Source organism: Thermosipho sp. 1244 (genome assembly GCF_018588215.1).
Classification (GTDB): domain Bacteria; phylum Thermotogota; class Thermotogae; order Thermotogales; family Fervidobacteriaceae; genus Thermosipho; species Thermosipho affectus.
The window spans coordinates 243689-262704 of record NZ_LNGA01000012.1; the positions used below are offsets into that span (position 1 = coordinate 243689).

Below are 19016 nucleotides of genomic sequence, written 5' to 3' on the forward strand. Positions count from 1 at the left end.
AAGGCACCCAAATGGGTGCCTTTCTTATTTAAAATGGATAAAATCCCAAATCCAACCTGTTCTTCTCAAATATCTGTAAAATAAGCTCTTTAACTAAATTTACATGTCCCTTTTCCCATTCTCTTAAGTTTATTAATATACTTTCTAGCGTCTTATTTTCCATTACCTTTGCTCTTTCTGCAGCTTTATCATAATAATTTACAAAATCTTTTTCTATCAACAATGCCATTCTTAAAATTGACAAATCTTTTATATCATCTTCAGATGGTGTTTCTTCTATCTTTTGGCCCTTAAGTCTCTCATTAAAAAAGTCTTTTGTCGTATCTAAAGGTGCAACTGGTATTTCCATTTCTTTTTCTAAGGCTTTCCTTATCTTTCTAATATATTCCGTATGCTCTTTTTCCATTTCTTGCAAAAATTCCAACACTTCTCTTGCCAACTTATTTTTTACCTCTTCTTTTTTCTCTTTGTAAAACTTAAATCCCTCTATTTCAAAATTTTCCGCAACCTTTAAAATATCTTCAATAGACATTATTTTACCCCCTTTGTAAGAAATTCATCAATTCCCCTTGCTGCCCAATATCCATCTGCTACACCGTGTATAATATCCGGACCATTTACAATATCTCCTCCTGCAAACAACCATTTAACAGATGTCTGTCTATATTCATTCGTCAAAATTCTTCCTCTGACAAACTCCAATTTTTCTTTTAAATCTTCAGGAAGATAACTATAATCCGGTGCTTGACCAATAGCTTCAACAACCATTTCAGCTTTTAATGTCTGTCTTTCATTTTCATCAAATTTAGGATTAAATCTTCTATTTTCATCAAAAACCTGCAAACACTTCTTTAATTCCACTCCCCTAACTTTATCGTTTTCAATAACAATCCTTACAGGACCCCACCCCGGATAGAACTTTACACCTTCTTCAGCCCCTTCTTCTATTTCCTCCATATCAGCAGGCATTTCCTCATATGTTCTTTCCAAACTCGTTACCTTTACATCAACTTTACCGTATTCCATTATCTGCAGTCTTGCCATAGATCTTGCAACATCCATTGCTACATTACCTCCACCTATTACTACTAAACTTTTAGGGATCTTGGGTTTTGGTCCTTCTCCTCTAAGATAATCTCTGATTTCCCTTAAAAGAGGTAATGCCTGAATTACATCTTCATGTTCCGTTCCTGGAATTCCAGTTGAACGTCCCAAAGTAAATCCTGTGGATACAAATACCGCATCAAATTCGTCTTTTAATTTTTGGAGAGGTATATCCTTTCCAACAGAGACACCAACGTGTATCTTTACGCCCAAAGCTTGAATAAAAGCTATATCTTTGTCAAGGGCCTCATCTGGCAACCTGTATGATGGTATTCCGTATCTCATTACCCCACCGGGTCTTGATAAAGATTCGAAAACTTCTACATCATATCCCATAGTTGCTAAAAAGTACGCAGCTGAAAGACCTGCTGGCCCAGAACCAACAATTGCAACTTTTTTACCTTTATTTTCCGGTTTAATTTCCAAAACTTTATCATACTCTGGTACGTTATCAACGATATACCTCTTTAACCATCTTATTGCTATAGCCTCTCCTCTATTTCCCAAAGAACAAGCTTCTTCACATTTGTGCGTACAAACTCTTCCACAAACTGCAGAAAATGGATTTGCACCTAACATGTTATTTTCCTCGTTTCCCTTTAAAAGCCATTTTAGTGCATCTGTTAAATCATCTCTCCATATTGCCTTTATGTATTCTGGAATTTGCATATGTTGAGGGCATCTATCCGTACACAAAGCACATTCGACACATCGTGCCGCCTCATGCATAGCTTGTTCCTTACTGTATCCTTTTACATATTCAATAAAAGATTTTGCACGTCCCTCACCTTCAATCATTTCCATTTCTACTCTTTCAAGTTCAAGTAAATCAGAACCTTCATCTCTAACCCATCCTACAGGAACATCCTCAATTCCATGGATTCCCTTTTCGGTAGGTGCAAATATAAAATCTTCCGGTTCTGGAGAAACATGGACATATTCTCTAGTCATCTTTAGTGAGCCTGTAGTACATATATCCACACACATTGCACAGAATGAACATCTTCCATAATCTATGACAGGACGTTGCGTTTTTTTACCGTATTCGTGCGGCAAATCATTAACTTCAACCATTCTAATGGCATCTGTTGGACAGATCTTTGCACATGTCCCACAACCAATACACTCATTCCAATCATTTATGTGAAATCCCCTATATCTTTCCGCTGCTTCTCTTTTAACATAAGGAACTTTTATAGTAACTGGTTTTTTAAATATATATTTCCACGCTTTTATAGGAGCAAAAAACTCTTTTTTAGGAATTGATTTATTTGCCATTATGTCCCCTCCTTATCTATCTACCTCTGGAGCACAAACATCCATTGTTGAAAGCCAAATTGGAACATCTTCTATTCTTGTTCCAGGTAAATACTTTTCTATACCTATAAATGTTTGAGGATATGAAGCTCCACGTACTGCTACTCTATATGGTTTTTCCCCTCCATCTGAAACCATATAATAACCATATTCCCCTCTTGTCGATTCTATATGCACATAGGCTTGACCTTTTGGTATTCTATACCTAAGGGCGTTACCTTCACTAATTGGAACATTAATTTTTCCTTCTGGCATCTTTTCAAGACATTGCCTAATGATTTTTATACTTTGATATATTTCAAGATATTTAAGGTATACTCTTGCGTATGCATCTCCTTCAGCAGCTGTAGGAACTTCAAAATCAACTTTATCGTAGAACAAATAAGGATCAACTTTTCTAATATCATATGGCACTCCTGTTGCCCTAAGACCAACCCCAGTAACACCAAGTTCTAATGCCGTTTCCTTATCTAATAAAGCTATTCCTTTTAATCTCGTATGAACTATCCTATTTTTAAAAATTAAAGTTTCATATTCCCCCAATCTTTCTTCAACGTAATTTAAAGTATTAAAGATTAAATCTTGTATCTTCGGAGTTAAATCTTTTCTAACTCCTCCGGGTATTATGTACATATGATAAACTCTCGCACCAGTTAAATTTTCAAAAATATCTAAAATGCGATCTCTATCTGATACTCCCCAAAATGAACTTGTATAAAGGCCAATAGTGCCGCCAATACCCGGAAAACTCATTAAATGACTTGCAATTCTTGCCAATTCTAAAACAATCATCCTTATCCATTGGGCTCTTTCAGGAACATCTATCTTTGCAATCTTTTCAACAGCCATTGCATAACATGCTTCATTAATATCTGGTTCAGGCACACAAATCCTTGGAATTAATGCAAGATTCTGATACCAAAGTCTTCTTTCCATTAACTTTTCAAAACCTCTATGCAAAAAACCCGGTAACGGTCTTGCTTTTTCAACAGTATCCCCTTCAACATACATATGGACACTAAAATTACCGTGCATTCCCGGATGGTTAGGACCAAAAAAGAGCTTTACTTCACCCATCTATATCACCTCTTATTATCTTAGCTTCATGAATAACATCCTTTTGATATTCCCTATCTGGAAATTTCCTTTTCGAATACTCAAATGGATCAAAATCTTTTCTTAGAGGTGGTATATCGTCCCACATTTCTAAGAAAAGCGGCCTCATGTCATTATTTCCATCAAACTCTATTCCAAAAAACTCATGGAGCTCTCTTTCATAATATCTTGCAATAGGCCACATGTGTTTTACAGTAACAAATTTTGGAGCATCTCTATTTATTTTTGTTGCAACCAAAAATTTTCCACCATCGTTCCAAGAATAGAGAATATAAACAAGCTCAAACTTTCCCTCATCTATCCAATCAACTGCTGTTATTAAAGATAAATGTGAATATCCCTCTTCTTTTAAAGCTAAAAGCGCTGGTAAAACTTGTTCATTAGATAATTCAATCTTTACTTCTCTTTCATCTACCTTTGTTATTTCGAAATTATTAACTATTTTTTTTAGCTTTTCTACCGTATTACTCATGGAATTCATCATGTACAAACACCTCCCCAAGGGATCTTATCTGATTCTGCTTATACCATTCATAATTTTCTTTGTATTTTTTCCATCCATTTGCTTCCCCTCTTCTTATCATTCTCATAAGTTCATTAAATGCTTCGAGCAATGCTTCAGGTCTTGGCATACAACCTGCAATATATAAATCTACAGGAATGTAATAATCCAATCTGTTTACTGTAGCATACGAATCGTAATATATACCTCCGTTTAACGTGCATGATCCAAATCCGATAACATATCTAGGTTCCGCCATCTTTTCATAAGTATAAATAACCCTTCTAAGTGTTTTAGCACTTAAATATCCAGTTATAAACAAAATATCCGCCTGCCTTGGAGTAGCCATTGGGCCCATACCAAATCTTTCCATATCAAACCTTGAAGTCATTGTTGGAGGAAGCTCAATAGCTCCACAACCTGTACAATAATGTAGCATCCACAATGATCTACTTCTAAGTTTATCTGCTATTTTTTCCCATAAACTTCTTTCATTAACGGCCATTTATTCCACCTCCTAAAATACCCAACCAAGTAATACAAATAAAACTTGGACAAATGCCAGACTTAACGGTACTTTCCAATAAAATTTAACAACTTGTTCTATTCTAAATCTCGGCAAAACTGATGAAATTAATGTTGCAATTATCCAAACTATCGTAAATTTCAAAAGAAATGTAAAATAATTACTTACACCAAGGAATATATCCACAAACAATCCTATTTCAACAAATATCGAAAAAGTATGCATTAACATTAAAAGTCCCATATATTTGGCAGACAGTTCTACCATTGGACCAGATGCAATTTCAGCAGGTGCAATAGGTGTATCAAAAGGTTTTTTCCCCAACATTCCAAGCAGTGAAATAAAAGCAACAATTCCACCTATTGGCATTTTAAATAAAGTCCAAGTATTCTGCTGAGCCATCATCAATCCAGACACAGAACTTGTTTTATAATAATACAAAACACCTGCTATAGAAATTAAATAAGGTAGTTCATAACCCAGCATTTGAGTTAAAGCTCTTGCAACTCCTATACTAGCATTTGGGTTTCCAGAACCAACCATTCCCATTGCCATTCCAAGTGCTCCAACTGCAAACAAATATACTATTATAAAAATATTGTCAAGTCCAGGAAACGCAACTAAATCCCCTAATGGCACAAAAGCTAAAGTTGCAATAACTCCACCCAAAGCCATCAAGATTCCAAAATCAAAAATCCAACCGTGAGAAATTCCCCTTTTTGAAAGAGCCTTGAAAACATCTATAAAATTCTGATACCATGGAGGTCCATACCTTCTTTGTACTCTGGCCATTATTTTCCTTGCAATTCCTTCTAGAGTCAATCCAACAAAAAATCCTGTTAATAAAACTGCAATTACCTTTAATATTGTCATCTCTTACCACCTCACCCAATATATTATGAGGATTACAACCGAAATCCAAAAAACGTATCCACTCGGACTTGGTTTATAAATCAAACCAGTTACAATATCACCAATTGATCTAAAGAACACAGCTAACATACCATACAATTTTTCAAAAGATGGATGTCTATCGTACAATCGTTCGATAAACCTATAAAATCCTGTCGCATAGTGGTACAAGTCATAATTGTATAAGTAATCCCCACCAGTATATTGATCAGTTAATTCAACCCTCTTTCCCCTTGGGAATATCAAATACAAAACTGTTGCGATTATAAAACCTACTGCAAACATTGTAAAAACTGTTAAAGTATTCCACTTACCCAGAGGAGTTACTATCTCAAATCCACTGTATGAAATAGGTTTTATTCCAAGAACTTTCTCTATTGAACTTATATAATCTAAAACTGGCTTTGGATAAACTCCAATATAAAGTACCAGAACAACAAACAACAACATAGGTATTAACATAATACCGGGGACTTCTTTTACATCTGCATGTTTTCTCTTTAGCTGTCCCAAAAATACACCTGCTAATGGTCTAAAAACATAAAGAAAAGATCCAACACTTCCAATAAATGTAATTGCCAACGTGATAAACATACCCTTGTTGACAAGCGCACTAAAAATCATCCACTTTGATATAAATCCGCTTGTAGGTGGTATCCCCGCAAGTGAAATTATTCCAACAAGATATGTAACAAATGTCCATGGCATTCTCCAAATTAACCCACCCATTTCATCAATCTTCGTGGTTCCCGTCCTATACACAACTGCTGCAAAAGATAAGAAAATCATAGCAGCAGCTATTGCATGGTTAAATACATGAAACAATCCACCTGCATAACCTATTGAATTCATAGTTCCCAATCCCACGAGGATGTATCCACCATTTGCAATAGATGAAAATGCAATTAGTTGTTTCATATCATTTTGCCTAATTGCCATAAACGTACCAATTAATATTGAAATATTACCAAGCCAAATTAAAAGGTAATTAAGTAGTGGAATCCCATGATAAAATGAAGAAAACATTTGAACAGTTGGGAAAACAGATATTGCAATTGCCAAAACATAAGATCCCATTTTTACCAATTGACCAGATAAGATTGCACTAAACGCATCTGGAGCATTACCGTGGGTAATTCTAAGCCAAGTATGGAGTGGAAAAATTCCACTTTTTGCTATACCAGCACTTGCAATAAATAAAATTATAAACCATTTAACTAACGACGAATCATTAACTAATTGCTGAGATACCTGTTCAAATGAAAGCACACCATACCTCTTAAAAATTGCAAAGGTTGCATAAAGGTACATGTAACTTCCAATGGCACTTGTCACAGCATAAATTACAGCTGCTTTTTTTGAATCTTCTTTTCCCATGGGAACTATCAAAAATGAACCCAAAACGGCTAATTCCCAAAAAATGTAAAGAGTTAACAAGTCATTTGCAAAAAATACCCCTAAAACTCCAGAAATCATAATCAACATAAAGGCATTAAAAGCAGCAGGTTTAATACCCTTTTTCTTAATCCATTCAATTATAAAAAATGCCACAAAAGAAATTATAATCATACTTACTAAAGCAAAATACTTTCCTAAATATGTAACTTTAAATGTACTTTCTAAATTGTTAAAAAGTCCAAAAAGTTTTTCACTATAATTTATATTTAAATTCCAAACTTCATAAAGTGCATACGCGGTGAGTAAAAAGTTAAATATTGAACCTAAAACTCTGTTAGATTTTGTCAACAGATAACTTACGATTGAACCAAAAAGGAAAACCAATATTAAATTAGTTAAGGATATCATTTACATCCCTCCTAAAACGTTATTAATATACGTCTGAGAGCTCATTATACCTTGTGATATGTTTTCAGATATCTTTAGATACATTTCAGGGTATATACCTATATAAATTAAAAGTAGAGATAACACCAAAGCAATTAACACAATATTCCATGAAATATTAGAATCTTTCTTATACTTACCATACCAAAGCTTTATATTCCACCTCAACAAATATGCAGCTTCTATTATAGTTGAAAACAACAAAAGTGCAGGTAACAAATAATCCCCTTTTTCAAATGCACTTTGCAAAATTAATAATTTACTTCTAAATCCTGCAAAAAGTGGAAAACCAATTAACGAAAATGATGCAATACTAAAGGAAATACCTGCAGTTTTGTTATTCATAAAACTTCCTATTAAGGTTGCACCAATAACAAATAAAATTATTTTTGAGGTTGCATCATTCAACAAATGAAAATAAGCAGCAGTTAATGCGTTAAATGTATTTAAAGAAAGCACACTTAATACTAAACCCGCTTGCGCTATAGAAGAAAATGCGAACGCTTTTAGAAGATTTTCCTGTCTAAATGCGGCAATTTCAGCTAATACCAAAGTAATCAACCCAAAAACATACAAAATATCCAAAAAATAACCATTAAAAACCGTGATAAATATCCTACTTAAAAGGTAAAACATTGAAAAAGTTACACCTGTCGCCAAAATAGTTGGTGTTATTGCAGAACCAGAAGCATAAACGTCTGGGACCCAACCTGCTAATGGTAAAATTTTGCTTTCAACTGCCAAACCTATAAACAACATAAGGGCAACATAAGGCAAAAATGAACTTTTCATGTTAAGCGAAATATCTGCAAAATTCAAAGAACCTGTTCCTATGTATGCATATATAGCACCTAAAAGATAAAATCCACCTGCAACACTTCCAACAATAAGATATTTATACGCACCATAATAATTTTTCTTTGAAGATGCAATAATGTAAGCTGCAGCCGCTGTTATTTCTAAGAAAACAAACGAGTTGAAAATATCACCGGTTAAAATTATTCCATTCAATGAAGAAAGTAAAATCAATACTACTATCGATAAACCATCGGCAATTTGAGGTATCAACGAAACAATTAAAAATATTATGTTAACAACCAAAAGTGTGTTAAAACTTGCAGAATCTAAAACTAAAACAATTCCAAATGGTGCCTTCCATCCTCCCATCTGCACCGTCGAATTAACAGAAAGATTCATCAATAAAAAAAGGTTAATAATAACTATAAATGGAAGAATATATTTTGCCTTTTCCTTAAAAGGTACAAACAAAAACGCAGAAAGTAAAGGTACAACAACAAGTAATGCCATCATTCTTTCGCCTCCTTTGCGGCGATTTCTTCAACTTCTAAAATTTCGTATTTTTCGTAAACTTTTATCAATAAAGATGCTCCAAGCGCAAGTGTCCCAACACCAATTACAATTGCTGTAAGTACCAATGCCTGTGGTAATGGATCTACAAAATTGGCAACAGGGGTATATTGAGAATATATTGGCACATCTTTTCCTTCAATATACCCAAGAGAAATTATAAATATATTTATCGCGGTATCTATAATCGTTAAAGATACTAGAAATTTAAACAAATTTTTCTGAGTTAAGATTCCATATATACCTATTCCTATTAAAACAAAAGCAATATAATAGACCATTATTATCCCTCCCTGTACATATCGGCAATAACTCCGGATAATTCCGCACCAACCTTAAATCCAATTAAAATATATACAATTGGTATAATACCAGCACTAAACAAAGTACCTATTACTCCCGTTGGAAGGAAATTGACAAGAAATACTCCTCCTATAGCCAATCCAACTAATCCCAAAATTATGTACAAGCTTCCTGCAAAACTTTCGACAAATTTGGATGTTCTCGAAAGAGAAAACTCTTCGTTTGATAAGTACAATAAAAGTATTCCTACAGCTATTATCGTTCCACCCGGAAATCCTCCACCAGGTGTAAGATGACCATGAATAAACACATAAGCTCCAAATAAAAGTATTAGAGGCAACAAAATTCCCACAGATACTCTCAAAACAAAATTGGGCACTCTTCCATATTTTTTTCTCCTAATCCCATGTAAAACAAAACCTACACCTAATGCCGAAGTGAAAAGTACCGTAACTTCACCTAAAGTATCAAAAGATCTGTAATCAACCACTATTGAAGTTACAACATTTGCGGCACCATCTTCCAAATCCTTAGTTTCACCAAACTTAACCTCTTTTTTTTCACTATTCACACTTTTATTTATATAAGCATCCGAAACTTTAGAAATTTTTGCCTGTCCATATTTTGGAAGAATAGATAAAGAATTTGATAAGAACAAAATCAAACCTAATACTATTAAAACAGAAAAAACTCTTCTCATTTTTTCTCACCACCTATTCTTCTCAAAGCTAAAATTAATACTGCTGTTGTCAAGCCGGCCCCCACCGATGCTTCTGTAATAGCAACATCTGGAGCTTTCATAATTACAAACAAAAACACAGACAACAAGCTCAAAAGCGAAAGCGCTATAAAAGAATCAAGTATTTTTTTTGCCTCTACTGCATAAATTCCTGATATAATCATCAAGACCCCTACAAAAATAGTGATGATTGTCATTCTTCTTCACCACCTTTATATTCATCAACTATAGTTTTTTCCGTAGGTTTAATCCCTTTCAAATACGCTGCTCTAGCTAAAACTGAACTCCCAACAGGGTTAGTCAAAGCAATAAATGCTATTATCAATAAAGCTTTTGGTAAATAATCAATATTAACAAGCCCTACACCTAATACAACAGAAAATGAACCCAAAGTTGTAGCTTTGGTACCAGCTTGAAGCCTATTGTAAACATCAGGCATCCTAAAAATCCCAAGTCCTCCCAAAAAATAAAAAAACGCACCAATTCCAATCAGTATATATCCCACTATAATCATTTTTTCCCCTCCAAATACCGTGCAATAACTACAGTTTCAACAAAAGATAACAAGCCATAAACCAGTGCTATGTCAAGATACAACCCATTGTTAAAAATCAATGCTAAAAAAACTATTGTTCCAGTTAAAACTACGTTTAAAGTATCAAGGGCAGCAACTCTGTCTGCACTTGTAGGTCCAAATAAGATTCTTAAAAAAGATAATAAAACTCCTAGACCCACAAGTACAAAATAAATGTATTGTAAGAAAATCATTCAAATACCCCCTTTAGAATTTTTTCAAACTTTTCCGAAATGTATTTTTTCTTTTCTCCTTCTTCTGTAGTTTTAACGTTAATCCAATGAACATAGAGAACATCTTCTTTAACATCTAATGTTAAAGTCCCTGGAGTTAAAGTTATAGAGTTTGCAAGCACAAATTTCGCACTATCTTTTGTTAAATTTGTGTTAAATTTAACAAACCCGGGGTTAATAGGAAGTTTAGGATTTAAAACACGTACAGCTACATCAAAATTCGCCTTTATCATCTCCCATATAAAAACAGGAAGATATATTAACACAAATTTCACAAATCTTACTAAAAATAACCTGTCAAATTTTATTCCATAATACTTTTTAAATATCATGGAAATAACAAGCGACACAAAAAAACCGACAATAAGCTCTGAAACATTACTATAACCTGTTAGTAATATCCATGTGAAATAGGTCACAAAAAAAGTTGATAAACTCATAACGTTCCCTCCTTTATAAAGAATACTAAATTTGAATTTATTATTAAATTCCGAGTTATAATGTCCACTTTCTAAATGTATTTTAACATAAAACTGAAATTATTCAAATCACAAAAATCTATTCAAATTATTCCATATAGACAAATTTTGTTTATTTTTAAACAATATTTCTAAATATCAAAACAAACAAAACAAAAATTTTTCATCATTATTTCTATCAATTCCCTCTTGAATTATTTGTGAAAAATATAGTATAATTTATTGTGACTATCTTCACAAAATTGAAAGGAGGAAAAAGATGGAAAAGAAAATACCAAAACCAGTTGTAAAAAGATTAGGCCTTTACTATAGATGTTTAAACAGGCTATACGAAGAAGGCATTGAGTTTGTTGCATCAAAAGACATTGCGGAAAGACTAGGAATTAAATCAAGTCAAGTAAGGAAAGATCTTTCATATTTTGGAGAGTTTGGAAAAAGAGGTGTAGGATATAACACATACGAATTGATGAATAGTCTTGAAAAGATAATAGGTGTTAATAAAATTTGGAATGTAGTTGTAATAGGAGCGGGGAATATATGGAGTGCACTTGTAAGTTATGAAGGCTTAAAAAAAGAAAAATTTAATATAATTGGAATATTCGATGCAGACAGATCAAAGGTTGGAAAAAAGATCGGTAAACTTCAAATCAAACACATTTCTGAAATCGAAGAATTTTTCAAAAAAAATATCGTCGAAATTGCTGTGGTTGCCGTTCCCGAAAACGCCGCTCAATTAGTGGTTGAAAAACTTGAAGAACTAGGTGTAAAAGGATTAATAAATTTTGCGCCAATAAAATTAAGAACAAAACTTCCAGTAGAAGATGTGGATATCACTTTATCTTTTAAAGCGCTATCTTTTAAAATTGAAAGAAGTTTAAAATAGGAAGGTGAAAGTAATGAGAAATGATCTTTATTTTTGGAAGTACTTTTCACTTGCAAGAAAAGTTGCAGATAATTTAAATAAAAAAGGTCACGATGCATACATAGCCAAGGACACAAAAGAAGCACTCAAGAAAGTATTGGATCTTATTCCAGAAAATTCCTCTGTTGCCACAGGTGGTTCTCTAACGTTAAATCAAATCAAACTATTAGATTCGCTAAGAAATGGAAATTACATTTTTTATGACAGATATAGTGCTAAATCAAAAGAAGAAAAATACGAATTAGAAAGAAAAGCCTTTTTTGCAGATTATTACATTTGTAGTGCAAATGCAATAACCGAAAATGGTGAGATAGCACTTTTGGATGGGAATGGAAACAGAGTAGCAGCTGTAATATACGGACCAAAAAATGTAATTCTGGTAACCAGTGTAAATAAAATCGTTTCAAATCTACTAGAAGCAAGGGAAAGAATTAGATACATATCTCCAATGAACAGCAAACGTCTAGACTTAAATACACCTTGTACACAAACAGGATATTGCGTTGATTGTGCCTCAGCTCAAAGAATATGTAATTACTACACAATCATAGAATCTGGTCACAGGCATCCTGGAAGGATTAAAGTTATCCTTGTTTTGGAAGAATTAGGTTTATAAAAAAATCCAAGGGGATTTCCCCTTGGATTTTAAAAACCTGAAACTTCCTTTATAGGTGGCAAAGTTTCAATATAGTTTTTATAGTACAGTAATTTTTCTCCTACTTTTAACATTGAGGGATTCTTAATATTATTCCATCTTATTAAATCCCTCATCGAAACTCCAAATCTCTTTGCAATATTCCAAAGATTGTCACCGGGTTTTACCGTATATTCAAATTTAACAACTGCTTCCCAGTTATTATCAGTTGTTGCTTTTATTTCCTTTCTATTAAGGACATAATCTGCCATCAATTCTGATACTTCCATCATTACCTCTCTAACAACTGGTTTCCCTTTAAACATCGTATATCCTCCACCACCACCGGCTCTATAATTGTTTAATACAATCTCATATTCTTTGTCCATTTCGATGGGCTTCCCCTCAAACATCAAATCAATTATTCTATTCCCTGAAGGATTATTTAGCACTATCTTATAACTTATACCTTCCCACATATCATAATTGTAATGTCTTGGTTTTGGCTCAATCCAAGTTTTATTAACAGAAACTTTAAAATTATTAAAAGCAAAATAATCTGCACTTTTTTCCAAAGCTTCCTTTATATCTTTTCCTGTAACTTTTATAACCTTTAATGTATTAGGATAAATGTATACGGCATTTATATCCCTTAATGTTATTGGCCCACTTTTCCAACCTTTTATGTCGTTATTGAACAAAGCTGTCGAAGAAATTTTAGCCTTACTGTAGTACATTTGAACTTTATTAACGAATTCAATTAAACTATTATCCTGTAATCTTGCAAATAATGGATCATAAATCCAAAAATCTCCTTTAGCGTAACCTACAGGTTGATCAAGCCATGCTTGAACTTTTTCTTCATATGGCTTTGCCATAGCAACGACTTCATTATCAGCTTCAACACCTTTTACAGGTATTTCTTCCACAGAACTATCAATAATTTTCCACTTTCCATTAACTTTTTCTAAATTTAAAACAATCTTTCCAAGGTATTTCCCCCATTTTGATGGCATTGATACTGGTACACCATTTATTTTTGTAGCAATTGTTCTGTGTTGGTGTCCAAGCAATAACACATCAATCCCATTTACTTCTTGTAAAAGTTGATACCCCTGATTTTCACCTGTCAATTCCTCAGTTGGGTTACCTGTTTTTGGATCCCTTTCTAATCCTCCATGGTACGCTACAACAACAACATCCACTTTATTCCTTAATTCTTTTACGTACTTCTTTGCAACTTTCACAGGATCTTCAAACTTTAAGCCCTCTATATTTTTTGGATCCTCCCAATTTGGGATAAATTTTGTAGTCAAACCTAAAATTCCAACTTTTATTCCACCTACATTAACTATATGATAAGGCTTAAACACGGAATTTCCATTTTCATCTAATATATTCGCACTCAATGCCGGAAATTGCGCCTCTGAAACCGCCTTGTTCAAAATATCCAATCCATAGTTAAATTCATGATTTCCCAATGTCCATGCAGAGTATCCCAATTTGTTCATGACTAAAATCATAGGATCAATAGGTTTGTTGTCAATTCTTGCGTGATAGTATTCCAATGGAGTACCTTGTATTAAATCTCCAGAATCGATCAAAATAACACTCCCACATTCCTTTCTCATTTGCTTTACTAGAGTTGCAATTTTTGCAAGTCCCACATCAGAAGGCTTGTTTGTAGCATAACTAATTGGTAAAATGTTTCCATGCAAATCACTGGTATGTAAAATAACCAACTGAACTGAAAAACTTAAAACCATAAAAACAAACAAAAATAAAACAAAAATCTTTCTCACAACATCACCTCCCATTTTTCAACTTATACAAACATTCTCTACAAATTGCTATGTATTTTTCCTTACCACCAACATCTATTTCTCCACCATCTGGAACTATTTTGTATGAATATGTAGCTCTATGTTCTCCACATTTCTCGCACACCGCTTTTTTCTTTATAACCTCATCTGCAATAGCTAAAAGCTTTGCTGTAGTTTCAAATGGATTTTCAAGATAAGAAATATCTAACCCTGCACAATAAACATCCATACCTTTGAAAACCAAATCTTTTACAAGATCAATTAGTTCAATATCAAAAAATTGCACCTCATCAATGAAAATTGCACTTACCGTTTCATCAATATATTTGTATATTTCTTTGGATTTATCAACCTTAAATGCTTTAACTTTAAATCCCGTATGAGTTGACACTATATCTTCGCCATATCTATTATCAATAGCTGGTTTAAAAACCTTTGTCTTTTTTCTCCCGATATTATAAATCTCAACAAAAGACAAAAGTTCCGTTGTTTTACCAGAATACATGGGTCCAGTAATTACCGTTATTTTACCAGGCATTTTATTCCCTCCAAAATGATGTAATTCTAAATATATTATATCACAACAAAATCCCTTCTTTTAAAAAAGAAGGGATTTAATACATTTGAAATTTTAATAATACATTTTTCCATAATATTCCATTACTTATTTTTAACGATCCTCTACAATAGATCTTATTTTCAATTTTCATTGATAAGTTTCTTCTTTCTAAGATATTCTTCTTCTGTAATTTCTCCATTAACAAATTTTTCATTTAATATTTTTAAAGCCTTTTTCTTTGCATCATCACTATTATTTTGAAAATTACCTAATTTTTTCAACACATCGGAATTTTTTATAAAATACCAAATTAAAACTCCTAATAATAACAACTATATTAACATCATATTTCAACTTTCCTTTAATTCCTTAAAATAAGTCTCCTCTTTCTTGAATATTGCTTTTTTCTTGTTTCACCCTTTGCTAATTTCTCATTCAGTATTAAAAAAAACTCGCTTTCTTTATAATTTTTATTTCATTATAGTTCTATTCCATACCATCGCCAACTGTAGATTATAAACATTCTTCCTTTAAAATAAAAAAATTTTTTAATACAAATAAATTTAACAGCAATAACAACTGTTTTTACATAATTTTCATATATAACTATATCGGTAAAAATAAGTCTCTTTTGATACCGCATACTTTATAGGTATATTTTCCCTGACCTTTCCCATTATTGGTTGGGTAACAATAGTATAATACCTAATTATTAAAATTTCCTAAAAACTCGTTTGTTTTTTTCATTTTTTGTCTAATTATCTATCTTTTAAAGTTTTCATTAAGTAAAGTTATACTCTAATAGATTAACTTTCTTCCATTTTGTAAAATTTATCCAAAAAATTTTTCAATTGCTCGCTTAGGCTCTCTATTTCACTTTTAATCAACATTAAATACTTTTCTCCTTCTTGGGTAATCTTATACACCTTTCTAAATGGGCCATCCCCTTCTTCCAAATCATATGTTATAAACCCATTTATTTCCAACTTTCTTAATATATTATATATGACACCTGGATCATGTTTGAAATTGTAAAATTTAGATTCAAAAAGTCTTTGTACAAGTTCATAACCATGAGAAGGTTTCTCTTTTAACAATAAAAGTAAACTTGCCGTTAAAAAATCTCCTAACACAAACCCTCTACCTCTTCTTCCAAGTCTTCTTGGCACAAATTCACCTCCACATACTTTTACTGTTTTAATTATACCATCCTTTTCGCTTATAAAATTCACAAAATCATGTTAAAATACTAATGTAAAAGAGTAATGGGGTGATAATTTGAATTTAAATGACTTTTTTAAAAGAAAAATTAACAAACATCTCATCATTCCATTCATTGTTATTGCAGTAGTCTCTGGAATATTCTTTATTTTTTTAGGATTTCGTTCTATATCAATAGAAGCATTCATTCAACTTGAAAGATCCACAGAAAGATGGAACAACTTATTTTTTAACCTTGAAAACATTCTACAATTTATTTCTCTTGATCCACAACTTGTAGATGATCAAAAGAAATTAGAAAATGCTTTAAAAAATATATACAAAAAATTTTCAAAAGAAATTTCATATATATACTTCTCAACTGAGCAAAAAAACCTTATTATATATCCACATAATTCTTCGATAGAAAATGAAAATCCAAAAAACAGACCTTGGTTCGTATCTGCAATAAATAAAAAAGATAAAGTTCAAATTACTGAACCTTATGTTGACAAAATTACAAAAGAAATTGTAATTACCGTTTCAAAATACGTAGAAGGAAAAAACATTTCAGGTGTAATTGGGATAGATTTAAATCCAAAATTTTTAAAAACTTTAAGCAAAAACGCACTGTTAGTCTCAAAAAATAACAACACAATTCTTTATGGAACTCAAGAAAATATTGGAAAAAAATTTGATGTTACTACAAAAAAAAGTAAATATATTTATAAAAGCTATCTAATAGTATCCAAAGAAGCTCGCGGTGATGTATATTTTGTCATTTATAAAAATTTATTTTTAGAACTTTTGCCATATTATTTCACTTCTATATTTAGTATACTTCTCATCTTTTTACTTGCAAAGACCGTACATAAAAATATTGAAAAAGAACTTAAAGAATCAATAGCAACACCTATTAAAAATCTAGTAGATGAGACTAAAAATTATCTTACAAACCAAACATTTAACTCTTCAAAAATTTCATCAAATATAAAAGAAATAGATTTTCTAATCAATGAAGTAGCAGATATGATTTCCATTATTGAAGCAAATTTCCAAGAACTTAAATCAACAAACGAAGAACTGCTTGATGCATACAGTGAAATTGAAAGATATTCTGGTGAACTTGAATCAACCTATGAATTATTCATAGAAAAAATGTCAAACATAGTAGAAGGATTTGACGAAACTACAGGAAATCATATAAAAAGAGTGCAAATATTATCTGAATTTCTAGCAAAAAAACTGCAATTACCAAAAACCCTTGTTAGGAAAGTTTACCTTTATTCGCCATTACATGATATAGGTAAAATAAAAGTCCCTCCAAAAATACTATCAAAACCTGGCCCTCTTTCAAAAGAAGAATGGGAAATAATGAAGAAACACACAATATGGGGTGCAGAGATATTAAATGGTGATCCAAGGCTTGAGACAGCAAAAAAAATTGCACTATACCATCATGAAAAATACAACGGAAAAGGTTATCCATATGGCTTAAAGGGAGATAAAATACCAATAGAAGCACAAATTGTTAACATAATAGATGTTTATGACGCACTACGTTCTAAACGACCATATAAAGCAGCTCTTTCACACGAAAAAGCATTGGAAATAATAATAAAAGGTGATGGAAGAACATCACCTGATGATTTTAACCCAAAAATATTAGAGCTCTTCAAAAAATATGAAAGAGAAATCAAAGAATTATGGGATAATTTAAATGAACACAATTAAATAACCCGGGGTATATCCCCGGGTTACTTTCTCCAAAGTCCATGTATATTACAATACTCTCTTGCTGAAACCTTACTTCCCTTCTTCACCTCAAAAATTGCTTCAGGTTTACCACCAGGTTTCAAAAATTTTTTGTAAACAACTCCGTCAACTGTTAGTTCTATCCATTCTATATAGTGTTTTTCTTCCATAGGATGCATTGCATTTTCTCCAACCCTAACCTTATAACCATCTTCAATTTCTTCAATAAACGGAACATGTTTTTCTTGAGTAGAATCTGCCGTTTTTTCCTCCAAAAGTTTCATCGGTTCTCCACAGCAAACAAGTGTCCCAGCACCTTCGTGCAAAACTTCAACAATATTTCCACATTTTTCACACTTGTATATTTGTCCTCTTTTTGTCATAATTTTCCCTCCTTTATTGAATAATAACATCTCTTTGGACTTTCTACCTTACCTTCTTTCCTCAACTCTTTAATTAATTTACTTACAAGTTTGGTATCTACTCCTAATTTTTCAGCAATTTCTCCAGTTTTCATAGGTTTGCCTTCATTTCTTAATACTTCAATTACCTTTTCCTTGTTCATAATATCACTCCGCAACAATTGGTGTGTAAACCCTTTGAGCAAGTTCCTTATCAAGCATGAAAAGTGCGTTTTTATTATCACCAATTAATTCCAATTGACTTAGAATATCATTTGCATTTTCTTCCTCTTCTACTTGCTCATCAACAAACCACTGCAAGAAATTAAAAGTAGCCCTATCTTTCAAACTTTCCGCTAAATCAACCAATTCATTTATTTTGGAAGTAATATGTTGTTCATGTTTAAGAACTTCTTCAAAAATTTCCTTTATACCTCCAAAATCTTGTGGTGGCTCATTTATTGTCACCAATTTAATCTTTGCACCCTGTCGTGCAAGATAATCAAATATTTTCATCGCATGATCTCTTTCTTCCATTGCTTGAATCCTCATCCAATTTGCAAATCCCTTTAATCCAATATTTTCAAAATATGCTGCCATGGAAAGGTATAAATACGCCGAATAAAATTCCTCATTCACTTGATTATTCAAAGCTTGAATCATTTTTTCGTTTAACATAATAATCCCCCCTTTTAGTTAAGTTT

At 32.3% G+C, this 19016-nt stretch carries 24 protein-coding genes; 3 read left to right on the forward strand and 21 right to left on the reverse strand.

The genetic code is table 11. The features are described from left to right. Nucleotides 1-28: 28 nt before the first annotated feature. Genes AS157_RS03205 through AS157_RS03270 form a run of 14 tightly spaced genes read right to left on the reverse strand, consistent with a single transcriptional unit; the run spans nt 29 to nt 10979 of the window. Entirely contained in the window at nt 29-532 is a 504-nt protein-coding gene (locus AS157_RS03205; protein ID WP_077289698.1) for a ferritin family protein, read from the reverse strand. After that, nucleotides 532-2382, reverse strand: coding sequence for an FAD-dependent oxidoreductase (locus AS157_RS03210; RefSeq protein WP_077289697.1), 1851 nt, complete (start codon nt 2380-2382; stop codon nt 532-534). Before AS157_RS03210 ends, AS157_RS03205 begins: the two co-directional genes overlap by 1 nt. Nucleotides 2383-2394: 12 nt before the next feature. Continuing rightward, nucleotides 2395-3498, reverse strand: coding sequence for an NADH-quinone oxidoreductase subunit D (locus tag AS157_RS03215; RefSeq protein WP_077289696.1), 1104 nt, complete (start codon nt 3496-3498; stop codon nt 2395-2397). Continuing rightward, complete coding sequence (locus tag AS157_RS03220; protein ID WP_077289695.1) at nt 3491-4021, reverse strand: NADH-quinone oxidoreductase subunit C; 531 nt, start codon at nt 4019-4021, stop codon at nt 3491-3493. Before AS157_RS03220 ends, AS157_RS03215 begins: the two co-directional genes overlap by 8 nt. After that, on the reverse strand, nt 4002-4544 hold the full coding sequence (locus tag AS157_RS03225) for a NuoB/complex I 20 kDa subunit family protein (RefSeq protein WP_077289694.1): 543 nt from the start codon (nt 4542-4544) through the stop codon (nt 4002-4004). Before AS157_RS03225 ends, AS157_RS03220 begins: the two co-directional genes overlap by 20 nt. 12 nt (nt 4545-4556) lie before the next feature. Further along, on the reverse strand, nt 4557-5438 hold the full coding sequence (locus tag AS157_RS03230; protein ID WP_077289693.1) for a respiratory chain complex I subunit 1 family protein: 882 nt from the start codon (nt 5436-5438) through the stop codon (nt 4557-4559). A 3-nt stretch (nt 5439-5441) separates the two neighbouring features. Continuing rightward, a complete protein-coding gene (locus tag AS157_RS03235; protein WP_077289692.1) occupies nt 5442-7283 on the reverse strand; it encodes a proton-conducting transporter transmembrane domain-containing protein in 1842 nt (613 codons plus the stop codon). Beyond that, a complete protein-coding gene (locus tag AS157_RS03240) occupies nt 7284-8633 on the reverse strand; it encodes a complex I subunit 5 family protein (protein WP_077289691.1) in 1350 nt (449 codons plus the stop codon). Next, nucleotides 8630-8971, reverse strand: coding sequence for a sodium:proton antiporter (locus tag AS157_RS03245; RefSeq protein WP_077289690.1), 342 nt, complete (start codon nt 8969-8971; stop codon nt 8630-8632). Before AS157_RS03245 ends, AS157_RS03240 begins: the two co-directional genes overlap by 4 nt. A 2-nt stretch (nt 8972-8973) precedes the next feature. Continuing rightward, nucleotides 8974-9693: a Na(+)/H(+) antiporter subunit B gene (locus AS157_RS03250; protein ID WP_077289689.1), complete on the reverse strand. Its 720-nt coding sequence runs from the start codon at nt 9691-9693 to the stop codon at nt 8974-8976. Then, the gene (locus AS157_RS03255) at nt 9690-9929 is read right to left on the reverse strand and encodes a Na(+)/H(+) antiporter subunit B (RefSeq protein ID WP_077289688.1); all 240 of its coding nucleotides are present in this window, start codon (nt 9927-9929) and stop codon (nt 9690-9692) included. The genes AS157_RS03250 and AS157_RS03255 overlap by 4 nt, the downstream gene beginning before the upstream one ends. Beyond that, a complete protein-coding gene (gene mnhG, locus AS157_RS03260) occupies nt 9926-10246 on the reverse strand; it encodes a monovalent cation/H(+) antiporter subunit G (protein ID WP_077289687.1) in 321 nt (106 codons plus the stop codon). The genes AS157_RS03255 and mnhG overlap by 4 nt, the downstream gene beginning before the upstream one ends. Beyond that, the gene (locus tag AS157_RS03265; RefSeq protein WP_077289686.1) at nt 10243-10500 is read right to left on the reverse strand and encodes a cation:proton antiporter; all 258 of its coding nucleotides are present in this window, start codon (nt 10498-10500) and stop codon (nt 10243-10245) included. The genes mnhG and AS157_RS03265 overlap by 4 nt, the downstream gene beginning before the upstream one ends. Continuing rightward, complete coding sequence (locus AS157_RS03270) at nt 10497-10979, reverse strand: Na+/H+ antiporter subunit E (RefSeq protein ID WP_077289685.1); 483 nt, start codon at nt 10977-10979, stop codon at nt 10497-10499. Before AS157_RS03270 ends, AS157_RS03265 begins: the two co-directional genes overlap by 4 nt. A 298-nt stretch (nt 10980-11277) precedes the next feature. Here AS157_RS03270 and AS157_RS03275 point away from each other — a divergent pair, with 298 nt between their 5' ends. Then, entirely contained in the window at nt 11278-11901 is a 624-nt protein-coding gene (locus tag AS157_RS03275; RefSeq protein WP_214494959.1) for a redox-sensing transcriptional repressor Rex, read from the forward strand. Nucleotides 11902-11914: 13 nt separating this feature from the next. Continuing rightward, nucleotides 11915-12556 (forward strand): lactate utilization protein, encoded by a 642-nt coding sequence (locus tag AS157_RS03280; RefSeq protein ID WP_077289683.1) that lies wholly within the window; start codon nt 11915-11917, stop codon nt 12554-12556. Nucleotides 12557-12585: 29 nt separating this feature from the next. Here the strand turns inward: AS157_RS03280 and AS157_RS03285 are convergent, their stop codons facing one another. The 4 genes from AS157_RS03285 to AS157_RS03300 form a co-directional block, all read right to left on the reverse strand. Continuing rightward, the gene (locus AS157_RS03285; RefSeq protein WP_077289682.1) at nt 12586-14376 is read right to left on the reverse strand and encodes a 5'-nucleotidase C-terminal domain-containing protein; all 1791 of its coding nucleotides are present in this window, start codon (nt 14374-14376) and stop codon (nt 12586-12588) included. 4 nt (nt 14377-14380) lie between these two features. Next, nucleotides 14381-14935 (reverse strand): thymidine kinase, encoded by a 555-nt coding sequence (locus AS157_RS03290; RefSeq protein ID WP_077289681.1) that lies wholly within the window; start codon nt 14933-14935, stop codon nt 14381-14383. A 161-nt stretch (nt 14936-15096) separates the two neighbouring features. Next, nucleotides 15097-15288: an SHOCT domain-containing protein gene (locus AS157_RS03295; RefSeq protein ID WP_077289680.1), complete on the reverse strand. Its 192-nt coding sequence runs from the start codon at nt 15286-15288 to the stop codon at nt 15097-15099. Nucleotides 15289-15762: 474 nt separating this feature from the next. Beyond that, nucleotides 15763-16125 carry a PadR family transcriptional regulator gene (locus AS157_RS03300; protein WP_077289679.1) on the reverse strand — a complete coding sequence of 121 codons (363 nt, stop codon included), beginning with the start codon at nt 16123-16125 and terminating at the stop codon, nt 15763-15765. 109 nt (nt 16126-16234) lie between these two features. Between AS157_RS03300 and AS157_RS03305 the strand changes: the two genes are divergently transcribed. Next, a complete protein-coding gene (locus AS157_RS03305) occupies nt 16235-17890 on the forward strand; it encodes an HD domain-containing phosphohydrolase (RefSeq protein ID WP_077289678.1) in 1656 nt (551 codons plus the stop codon). A gap of 23 nt (nt 17891-17913) precedes the next feature. On the opposite strand, the gene AS157_RS03310 is transcribed toward AS157_RS03305, so the two are convergent. The 3 genes from AS157_RS03310 to AS157_RS03320 are packed head-to-tail and all read right to left on the reverse strand — an operon-like array spanning nt 17914 to nt 18990. Beyond that, complete coding sequence (locus AS157_RS03310) at nt 17914-18294, reverse strand: desulfoferrodoxin (RefSeq protein WP_077289677.1); 381 nt, start codon at nt 18292-18294, stop codon at nt 17914-17916. Then, complete coding sequence (locus AS157_RS03315) at nt 18291-18476, reverse strand: HTH domain-containing protein (RefSeq protein ID WP_077289676.1); 186 nt, start codon at nt 18474-18476, stop codon at nt 18291-18293. Before AS157_RS03315 ends, AS157_RS03310 begins: the two co-directional genes overlap by 4 nt. A gap of 4 nt (nt 18477-18480) precedes the next feature. Beyond that, complete coding sequence (locus AS157_RS03320; protein WP_077289675.1) at nt 18481-18990, reverse strand: ferritin; 510 nt, start codon at nt 18988-18990, stop codon at nt 18481-18483. Nucleotides 18991-19016 lie beyond the last annotated feature (26 nt).